Raw genomic sequence first — 6,806 nt, 5'->3', positions numbered from 1 at the left:
GCGCGACTCCCACCGCCGGCGCTCCCGCGCCCGGCCACCCGACGCGCGGCGGGGCGTGCTGCTGGTGGCCAGCGACGAGAGGCTGGCCCTGCGAACGCTCGCCCGCGCGGGCGCCGGCCCGCGGTCGCTGGAGACGGCCCGCCGGTCCGGTCTGATCCGCGTGGACGGGGAGACGGTGGAGACCTCGGACCCGCTGATCCGGTCCTCCCTGTACGCGGACGCCTCCCTCACCGCACGCCTGGCCGCGCACCGCGCCCTCGCCGCCGCGCTGGACGAGGACCGGCTGCGGCAGAGCCGGCACCGGGCGGCGAGCGCCGGGGAGCCGGATCCCCGCCTGTGCGAGGAGCTCGTCTGCGAGGCGGCCGCGGCGCGCCGGTCCGGACGGCACGCGGACGCCGCGCCGGCCTGGCGGCAGGCCGCCGCGCTCACCGCCGACACCGGTGGCAGGGCCCTCCGCCTGCTGGCGGCCGCCACCGACTCCTGGCTGGCCGGCCGCACGCGGACGGCCCGTTCGCTGCTGCGCGCCGCCCGCCCGTACGCCCGGTCCGACGAGCTGCGGGGACTGTCCGGGCTGCTGTACGGGCAGATCGAGCTGCGCGACGGCGCGCCGGCCTCGGCGGTGCAGATCCTCGTCGACGCCGCCGACCGGCTGGCCGGCGCGCACCGCACGCGGGCGGTGCTGGCGCTGATGTTCGCGGCGGAGGCCGGCTGCCTGGCCGGGGACCATCGCCGGTACCGCGTGATCGGTGAGCGGGCGGCCGCGATCGGCCGGGACGGCGCCCGCTCGCGGGTGGCCGACCTGATGCTCGCCCATCTCGACGGGATGGCCGCGACGTTCGGCGGCCGGCACGAGGAGGCCACCGGCCCGCTCCGGCGCGTGCTGGACCTCGCCGAGGGCCTCGACGGCTGCGCGGTGAAGTCCTGGGCGAGCCTCGCGGCGTTCGCGCTCGGGGAGGACCGCAGGGCCCGGGATCTGGCGACCATGGCGGTGAACCGGGCGCGGCTGCGCGGGACCGCCGCGCTGCTGCCGTGGGCGCTGGGCAATCTCGCGCTGACCCAGATGGTCCTCGGCGAGTTCTCGGCGGCGACGTCGGTGAGCCTGGAGGGGCTGCGCGCCGCGCGGGCGTGCGGCCAGGGGAACGGCGCCGCCGACCACCTCGCCCTGCTCACGTTGCTCGCCGCGGTCCAGGGCGACCGTGAGACGGCGCGGACCCGCGCGACGAGCGTCACCGGGACGGCGAAGGAACGCGGCCTGACCCGGCCCGCGGCGTTCGCGGCGTGGGCCCTCGGCTGCCTCGACCTGGCGGACGACCGCCCCGAGGAGGGCGCGGCCCGGCTGCGGGCGCTGACCGGAAACCACCCGGCGGACCTGTTCACCGCCGTCCTCGCGGCCCCGGACTTCGTCGAGGCCGCGGTCCGCTGCGGTGACCGGGAGGGGGCCGAGGCCGCCCTGGCGGCGTTCGACCGCTGGGCGCGCGGTACGGCCGGTTCGGCCAGGGCCGCCGTGGCCGAACGCTGCCGCGCGCTGCTCGCCGAGGACGACGCCACCGCGGAGGAGCACTTCGCCGAGGCGTTGCGGCTGCACCGTCAGGGTGGTTCGGCGTTCGACCTGGCGCGCACCGAATTCGCCTACGGCCGGCGGCTGCGCCGCGGCCGCCGGCCGCGCGCCGCCCGCGACCACCTCCGCGACGCCCGGCGGCTCTTCGAGCACTGCGGCGCGGCCCTGTGGGCCGAACGCGCCCAGGCGGAGCTGCGCGCGGCCGGCGAACCCGGCGAACCGGGCGCCCGGCGCCGTACCGACGACCTCACCCCCCACCAGCGGGAGATCGCCCGGCTCGTCGCCGGCGGGGCGACCAACCGGGAGATCGCGGCGCGTCTCGTCCTCAGCCCCCGCACCGTCGACCACCACCTGCGGAACATCTTCGTGCGCCTGGGCGTCCGCTCCCGGGTGGAGCTGGCCCAGATGTTCCGCTGAGGCGGACGCGGGAGGCGGCCCGCCGGGGCTCCCCGGCGGGCCGTCCACCGCACCGGTGCCGCGTCAGGTCGCCAGGAAGGCGCGGACCGCGGACAGCACGACCGTGTCGGTCAGGTACGTGAGGTGGTTCTCGCACGCCACGTAGTTGTTGGTGGCGCCGCTCAGCATCGTGCTGGTGTAGGGGTTGATGATCCCGTCGCACGGCGAGTACCAGGTCGCGTACTTCGTGTCGCCCGGCGTCTCGTCACCCGACGACAGCGTGGTGATGAACGACGAGCCCGGGGTCATCTGCTGGCAGGTGACGTAGATCTCGCACGCCAGCGCGGCGGTGGTGCCGTGGTTCGCGCCGGCCAGCGACGCCAGGTGCCGGACGTACTGCCCGCCGCCGAGCTGCTTGACGTACCAGAGGCTGACCAGTCCGCCCATCGAGTGGTTGACGATGTCGACCTTGGCCGCGCCGGTCCGCTGGCGCACCTGCTGCACGTACGACGCGAGGGACGCCGCGTTGGTCCGGTTGTCGCCGTACGAGTCGTAGTTGAAGGCGTACAGCTCGTTCGAGCTGTAGCCGGCGGCCTGGAACACCGCCTCGGCGGTCACCCAGTTGCTCGCGCTGCCGGTGTAACCGTGGACGAACACGACGGGCGTGTGGCCGGCGGCGTGCGCGGTCCCGACGGTGCCGAAGACGACGCCGACGGCGGCGAGGACGGCCGCCAGCAACGAGCCGAGTGCTCGGCGCATGAACTCCTCCTGCGGGGTGGGAAGGGAGATACGCCGCAGATTCTCCGGCTCCGGAGCCGACGCGGCATCGGCGAAATCGCCAGTGTCCCGAAGCGGTGCCGTCCGGCTCCCGGAGCGAGGTCGCGTCGTCCCAGGGCACGGCGGGCGCCGTCCCTCAGGCCGGAGACCGCGGGCCTCCGGCCCTGCGGGCCGGCCGGCGAGCGCCGGCCCGCTCGGGCATCGCGGCGGCCCGGCGCCCTGAGGGGGTGCGGCGCACCCGGGAACGGCGCTGCCTGGCACACCGCCCGCGATCCGCCGAGACTCGGTACCACGCACCCGAGGAAGGGAATCCGCAGATGGACGAGACCACCGGCCCCCACGGCGCCGGGAACGAAGAGGACACCGGGAACGCCGACGTGGTCGGCATGTGGGTGACCGCGGACGGTCACATCCGCCAGGAACTGCTGCCGGACGGCCGCTACGACGAGGCCCGGGGCACGCGGCGCAGCGCGTACACGGGCCGGTACACGGTGACCGGGAACCACCTGGACTACGTCGACGACACCGGGTTCACGGCGACGGGCGACATCCGGGACGGAGTGCTCTATCACGAGCACCTCGTGCTGTACCGGTAGGACGCTCAGAGGTAGAAGCCGGTGCCGGACGTGACGGGCGCGGTCTCGAAGGGATGGCCGTCGCGGATGGCGTACAGCTCCGCCAGCGTCGCGCCGTCGGGGACGCCCTCGGTGGTGCCGAGCCAGGCCGCCGCCTCGGCGTGGGACAGCCGCCCCATCTCGATCTGCGCCAGGCACCGGCCAGGGCGGACGACGGCGGGGTGCAGGCCGGCGAGGGGCCGGTTCGTGGTGAGCGCGACGAGCACGTCGCGGCCCTGCCCGACCAGGCCGTCGGTGAGGTTGAGCAGGCGGGACAGCTCCTGCCCGGTCTTCTCGCCGCCGTCGGCGCGGATCAGGTCGTCGCAGTCCTCGAGTATCAGCAGCCGCCAGCGGCGGTCCTCGTCCTCGTCGTCCTCCTCCCCCACGGCGACCTCCATGAGGTACGCCGGGTTATGGAACAGCTCCTCCGGGTCGAGGACGCAGTCGAACTGGCACCACTTCGCCCACTCGCGGGCCAGGGCCCGCAGGGCCGTGGTCTTGCCGGTGCCGGGCGGTCCGTGCAGGAGGAGCAGCCGGCCGGTCACGTCCGCGGCGCGGATCGCGGCGAGCCGGTCGACGGCCGCCGCGGCCTCGGCCGCGTAGTTGCGCCGGATCTCCGCCCACGGCGGCGCCGTGATCGACCGCTCGCGGCGCTCCGCCCCGCGCGGGCTGGAGTACCAGAACCCCATCTCGACGCGGTTCTGGTCCGGGGACTCCTCGACGGCGTCGCGGACGGACTCCTCGAGCACCTCCGCGGCCAGTTCGTCGCTGATGGCGGTGACCTCGACGGTGCCCGACCCGCCGCGCCAGCGGACCGCGCGGAGCGTCCAGCCCTCACCGCAGGCCAGGACGGAGTCGCGGTTCTCCTCGCGGGCGGCGCGGAGCACCCGCGCGTCCCGTGGGCGCAGCGGCGCGTCGGGGCGGACGCGGTCCAGTCGTTTGCTGCGGGCGTACGGCTGCCGGCCCGGTGTGAAGGGCTGGAGGGCGAGGACCTCGATGGCGTCGCCGAGCGTGTCGGCCGTCTCGAGGCGGTAGTCCACGGGCGCCTCGGGCGCGGCCCCTATGATCGGGACGACGGGTTCGGACATGCCCTCGATGATCGGGGCGCCGTTGCACCGAGTCCAGTGAATTACACCATCCGGGCGCGCCGCCGCTCGGCGGCGGACCCGCGCACGTTCAGAAGGAGCATGACCATGGCCACCGTCCGTACCGCGAACGCTCACTGGGAAGGCCCGCTCATGGGCGGGCAGGGCAAGGTGTCGCTGGACTCCTCGAAGGTCGGGGAGTTCGAGGTCAACTGGCCGTCCCGGGCGGAGAAGCCCGAGGGGAAGACCAGCCCGGAGGAGCTGATCGCCGCCGCGCACAGCACGTGCTTCTCGATGGCGCTGTCGCACGGTCTCGCCGGGGCCGGCACGCCGCCGGAGTCGGTCGACACCCGCGCCGACGTGACCTTCCAGCCGGGTGAGGGCATCACCGGCATCCACCTGACCGTGCGCGCGTCGGTGCCCGGCCTGTCAGCCGAGGACTTCCAGAACGCCGCCGAGCAGGCGAAGGCCAACTGCCCGGTGAGCAAGGCGCTGGCCGGCACGAAGATCACGCTCGACGCGTCGCTGGCCTGAGCGAGTCCGGCGTGGGCGCCGCCCGTACGGGCCGTGCCCACGCCGGGTCCCGGGGTCAGGCGCCGGTTCGGGGCAGGAGCGCGTCGCCGAGCGTCCGCCAGTGCGGCATCGCCGACCGGCCGGGCTCGACGCCGATGACCTGGACGGCGACGTGGTCGGCGCCGGCCTCGACGTGGCCGCGGAGCCGCTCGGCGATGGTGTCCGGGTCGCCCCAGAAGACGAGGTCGTCGACGATGCGGTCGCTGCCGCCGCCGGTTATCTCCTCCTCCGAGTAGCCCAGCCGGCGGAACTTCGCGATGTTGTACGGGGTCGTCAGGTAGGTGTGCAGGTGCTCGCGCGCGATCGCGCGGGCCTTCCCGGGATCCGTCTCGAAGAGCACGGGGTGCTCGACGCCCAGGAACGCGTCCGTGCCGAGGACTTCCCGCGCCTGGCGGGTGTGGGCGACCGTGACGTGGTAGGTGTGCGCGCCGGCGGTGCGCTCGCGGGCCAGCTCCAGCATCTTGGGCCCGTACGCGGCCAGGACCCGGCGTGTCGGGGCGCGCGGTGCGGGGCTCGCCGCCTCGATGGCGTCCATCTCGTCGAGGTACGCGCGCATGGCCGCCAGAGGCTTGACGCCCGGCCGCTGCTCGCCGCCGAACCCCAGGCCGAGCACGTGCCGGTCCGGGTAGGCGTCGGCCAGGAGGCGGGCGCCGCCGTGGGCGGCCCGCGCGCCGCGCGCCCAGATCTGCGCGATGCCGTTGACGATGTGGATCCGCTCGGTGCAGGCCAGTAGGTATCCGGCCTGCGTGAGGGCCTCGCGCCCGCCGACCTCGGGGAACCAGAGCGCCCGCCAGCCCAGCCGCTCGAGCTCCTGGATCGAGTCACGCATCAGTGGGGCCGGCTGGTGCTCGAAGTCGAAGGTGTAGATCCCGAACGTCCCGAGATCCAGACCGTTGAGGTCGCCCATCGAAGATCTCCTCGTTCCCGTCACCGTGGCGAACACATCGAAATATCGCAGATCTTCGATATGAGATCAACCCGGCACCCACGGCGAGCATGTCCGGCGCAGGTCAGAGCGTACGGCCGAGCGTGGCGACGAGCTCGGCGATGCGCTGCTCGTCGCGCCGGTAGTGCGTCCACTTGCCGACGCGCGTCGCCCGCACCAGGCCAGCCCGCTGCAGCTCGGCCATGTAGGCGGACACCGTCGACTGGGCCAGGCCCGCCTTGGCCTGGATGTGGCTCACGCAGACCCCGACCTCGAGCTGGTCGGCGATCGCCTGCTCCGGCGGGAAGTGCCGATTCGGCTCGCGTAGCCACGACAGCATCCGCAACCGCATCGGGTTCGACAGCGCCTGCAACGCGCGGACCAGGTCGGGGTCCGGGGAAAGCGCATCCTCCGCCATGGACCCGGAGTATAGGTCGCTACCGGGCCAGCTCCAGGCGGGCGAGCTCGCGGCGGGACGACACGCCGAGCTTCGGATACGCCTTGTAGAGGTGGTACTCCACCGTCCGCGGGCTGAGGAACAGCTGCGCGGCGATGTCCCGGCTACTGTTCCCCTCGGCCGCGAGCCGTACGACCTGCAGCTCCTGCGGGGTGAGCCGCTCCAGCAGGTCCGCGGCGGCCGGACGGGCGGTGGCGGCGGACTCGCCGGTCGCCCGCAGTTCGGCCCGCGCCCGCTCGGCCCACGGCTCGGCGCGGAGTCCCTCGAAGACCTCCAGCGCCGACCGCAGCGGTCCGCGGGCGTCGGAGCGGCGGCGGGCGCGGCGCAGCCACTCCCCGTACAGCAGTTCGGTGCGGGCCCGCTCGAACGGCCGCCCGCCCTTGTCGTGGAGGCGCAGCGCCTCCGCGTACGCCCCCTCGTC

General features: G+C 74.7%; 8 protein-coding genes. 3 read left to right on the top strand and 5 right to left on the bottom strand.

What is annotated here, in order from left to right:
- The coding region (locus NE235_RS36900; protein WP_252811541.1) for a helix-turn-helix domain-containing protein at positions 1 to 1,975 on the top strand (1,975 nt) is incomplete at its 5' end.
- A 63-nt stretch (positions 1,976 to 2,038) separates the two neighbouring features.
- Here NE235_RS36900 and NE235_RS36895 read toward each other — a convergent pair.
- A complete protein-coding gene (locus tag NE235_RS36895; protein WP_252811539.1) occupies positions 2,039 to 2,713 on the bottom strand; it encodes an esterase/lipase family protein in 675 nt (224 codons plus the stop codon).
- Between the two features lie 335 nt (positions 2,714 to 3,048).
- Here NE235_RS36895 and NE235_RS36890 point away from each other — a divergent pair, with 335 nt between their 5' ends.
- Positions 3,049 to 3,327 carry an Atu4866 domain-containing protein gene (locus tag NE235_RS36890; RefSeq protein WP_252811537.1) on the top strand — a complete coding sequence of 93 codons (279 nt, stop codon included), beginning with the start codon at positions 3,049 to 3,051 and terminating at the stop codon, positions 3,325 to 3,327.
- A gap of 5 nt (positions 3,328 to 3,332) precedes the next feature.
- Here NE235_RS36890 and NE235_RS36885 read toward each other — a convergent pair whose 3' ends face one another.
- A complete protein-coding gene (locus NE235_RS36885) occupies positions 3,333 to 4,433 on the bottom strand; it encodes a DUF5925 domain-containing protein (RefSeq protein WP_252811535.1) in 1,101 nt (366 codons plus the stop codon).
- Positions 4,434 to 4,538: 105 nt separating this feature from the next.
- On the opposite strand from NE235_RS36885, the gene NE235_RS36880 reads away from it, so the two are divergent.
- On the top strand, positions 4,539 to 4,964 hold the full coding sequence (locus NE235_RS36880) for an OsmC family protein (protein WP_252811533.1): 426 nt from the start codon (positions 4,539 to 4,541) through the stop codon (positions 4,962 to 4,964).
- Between the two features lie 55 nt (positions 4,965 to 5,019).
- Here NE235_RS36880 and NE235_RS36875 read toward each other — a convergent pair whose 3' ends face one another.
- The 3 genes from NE235_RS36875 to NE235_RS36865 form a co-directional block, all read right to left on the bottom strand.
- On the bottom strand, positions 5,020 to 5,910 hold the full coding sequence (locus NE235_RS36875; protein ID WP_252811531.1) for a TIGR03620 family F420-dependent LLM class oxidoreductase: 891 nt from the start codon (positions 5,908 to 5,910) through the stop codon (positions 5,020 to 5,022).
- A gap of 103 nt (positions 5,911 to 6,013) precedes the next feature.
- Positions 6,014 to 6,346, bottom strand: a complete 333-nt coding sequence (locus tag NE235_RS36870) for an ArsR/SmtB family transcription factor (protein WP_252811530.1) — start codon at positions 6,344 to 6,346, stop codon at positions 6,014 to 6,016.
- 19 nt (positions 6,347 to 6,365) lie between these two features.
- On the bottom strand, positions 6,366 to 6,806 hold a 441-nt coding region (locus NE235_RS36865), incomplete at its 5' end, for a helix-turn-helix transcriptional regulator (RefSeq protein ID WP_252811528.1).

The sequence above is a fragment of the Actinoallomurus spadix genome, assembly GCF_024055725.1.
In the GTDB taxonomy this organism is placed as follows: domain Bacteria; phylum Actinomycetota; class Actinomycetes; order Streptosporangiales; family Streptosporangiaceae; genus Actinoallomurus; species Actinoallomurus spadix.
Note: the sequence above shows the minus strand (reverse complement) of the source record. Positions and strands in the feature narration are given on the sequence as shown.

Bases quoted from the DNA above. Each gene is read 5' to 3' on its own strand.
- NE235_RS36895 (WP_252811539.1), bottom strand. From the start codon at position 2,713: ATGCGCCGAGCACTCGGCTCGTTGCTGGCGGCCGTCCTCGCCGCCGTC.
- NE235_RS36890 (WP_252811537.1), top strand. From the start codon at position 3,049: ATGGACGAGACCACCGGCCCCCACGGCGCCGGGAACGAAGAGGACACC.
- NE235_RS36885 (WP_252811535.1), bottom strand. From the start codon at position 4,433: ATGTCCGAACCCGTCGTCCCGATCATAGGGGCCGCGCCCGAGGCGCCC.
- NE235_RS36880 (WP_252811533.1), top strand. From the start codon at position 4,539: ATGGCCACCGTCCGTACCGCGAACGCTCACTGGGAAGGCCCGCTCATG.
- NE235_RS36875 (WP_252811531.1), bottom strand. From the start codon at position 5,910: ATGGGCGACCTCAACGGTCTGGATCTCGGGACGTTCGGGATCTACACC.
- NE235_RS36870 (WP_252811530.1), bottom strand. From the start codon at position 6,346: ATGGCGGAGGATGCGCTTTCCCCGGACCCCGACCTGGTCCGCGCGTTG.